The organism is Mesorhizobium sp., from assembly GCF_024509055.1.
Classification (GTDB): Bacteria; Pseudomonadota; Alphaproteobacteria; order Rhizobiales; family Rhizobiaceae; genus Mesorhizobium.
This window is the reverse complement of sequence record NZ_JANINM010000328.1, coordinates 1-1,724: the sequence shown is the minus strand read 5'-3', so window position 1 is coordinate 1,724 and position 1,724 is coordinate 1. Positions and strand designations below refer to the sequence as shown.

Sequence of the window (1,724 nt, the reverse complement as noted above, 5' to 3'; positions counted from 1 at the left end):
CTTGCGCACGAACGACGTTCCCAGTTTGTCGGCGTTGGGATCGTCCTCGAAATAGGCGGGCAGCAGATTGGGATGGTTTGGATACATCTCCCACAGCAGCGGCAGGATGCCCTTGTTGGAAAGCACCACTTTCCACGGCGGTTCGATCCAGCGTGTCGATGACGACCGCACGTTGCCGCCGAAGGAATCGCGCAGCATCCATTCCCAGGGATAGAGCTTGAACGCCAGTTCGATATGACGATCATCGAGATCGACAAAACCGCGCTGGCTGTTGAGGCCGATGCTCTCGATATCGAGTGCGGTCGTATCGAGCCCTGCCTGATGAGCGGTGTCTTCGAGATAATTCAGTGTCACGGCATCTTCCGGGTTTTCGTAGCTGCCCGTGAAATGGAGGCGACGTCCGGCCGCGATCTCCCGCCACCGCGCGATCAGGCTGTCATGGATCGAGTTGAATTGATCGGCGCGCCTGGGGATCAACTGGCGTTCGATGCCTTGCTCAAGCCAGGTCCATTGGAACACCGCGGCCTCAAAGATCGAGGTTGGGGTGTCAGCGTTGTATTCAAGCAGTTTTGCCGGGCTGCGGCCGTCGAAGCAAAGATCGAAGCGTCCGTACAGGCTGGCGTCTCGGCGTTGCCAGCTTTCAGCAATCAACGGCCAGCAGGCCGCCGGAATCTTCAGGCGCTGGAGCAGGCGTTCGTTGTCGACCACGCGGCGCACCAGCGCGAGGCACATCTCGTGCAGTTCGCCGGTAGGCGCTTCGATCTGGCGTTCGATCTCGTCCAGCGAGAACGCGTAGTAAGCGCGTTCGTCCCAGTATCGCTCGCCGTCCAGGGTATGAAAGTCGAAGCCTGCTGCCTCGGCGGTGGCCTGCCAGTCGTCACGCTCGGGACATTCGATGCGTTGCATAGGGTTGCTTCAGCCGCCGCCGGAGAAGTGCGCGGCGATGGCATGGCCGAACGACCCGAATCCGCCGCGCGTGGTGTGCCCGATTCCGATGTTGGAAGATGAGCCGCCGATGGATGAGGAGTGCGACGAAGAGTCGCCGCCGTAATAGCTGCTGCGCGACGAGCCGCCATAATAGCCGTGCCCGCCGGATGACGACGATCGTCGCGATTGGCAGGCCGTACGCTGCTCCGAGGTGAGCGCAGCGTCGTTGGGATCGCACTTCTCGCTCGGCATCAACGCATACGCTCCGCCGCCGACCGCCAAGGCTCCCATCAGTACCAGCGCGACGTGGCCGGACCGTTTCGAAGCAGGTGCGGTGGCGTCGGTTGCCACCGGCGTCTTTCGTCGTCCGAACTCGTTGCCGGGTTTTTGCGCCATGTCAGTAGATCATCGAAGCCGCGTTGAGCGCGCCAGCCGCGAGCGAGGACAGGCCGAGCCAGATTGCGGGCGCGAGTTCGCCGGCTGCGATGCGTTTCGAGAGATCGGGCACCGGAATACGCACGATGAAGTAGGCAATGATCTGCACAATCAGTGCGATCGCGCTCCAGATCAGGCAGTCGATGACATTCGCGGCGTGAGTCATGGCGCTGATGACTGGCAGCGTGAATCCGAGCAGGCTGAGGCCAAGCGAAATCGCCGCGCCGGGAATGTTATCGCGGATCAGCTTGAATTCATCGTGCGGGGTGATGCGGGTGTAGACGAAGAGGTAGAGGATGACGGCGACCAGTGCCGTGCAGAAGTACACCAGGAAAGCCGGCAAGCCTGCCAGCGATTGCAAG

3 protein-coding genes are annotated in these 1,724 nt (G+C 61.5%); all 3 read right to left on the bottom strand.

Annotated elements, in window-relative coordinates:
- Nucleotides 1–906: glutathionylspermidine synthase family protein (locus Q0L57_RS14440; RefSeq protein ID WP_296743680.1), on the bottom strand; the 906-nt coding region annotated here is incomplete at its 3' end.
- A 9-nt stretch (nucleotides 907–915) separates the two neighbouring features.
- Nucleotides 916–1,323, bottom strand: a complete 408-nt coding sequence (locus tag Q0L57_RS14435; RefSeq protein ID WP_296743678.1) for a hypothetical protein — start codon at nucleotides 1,321–1,323, stop codon at nucleotides 916–918.
- A 1-nt stretch (nucleotide 1,324) separates the two neighbouring features.
- Complete coding sequence (locus tag Q0L57_RS14430) at nucleotides 1,325–1,723, bottom strand: DUF350 domain-containing protein (protein WP_296743676.1); 399 nt, start codon at nucleotides 1,721–1,723, stop codon at nucleotides 1,325–1,327.
- Between the last annotated feature and the right edge of the window lies 1 nt (nucleotide 1,724).

Coding starts and splice junctions, on each gene's coding strand:
- Q0L57_RS14435 (WP_296743678.1), bottom strand. CDS start 1,323: ATGGCGCAAAAACCCGGCAACGAGTTCGGACGACGAAAGACGCCGGTG.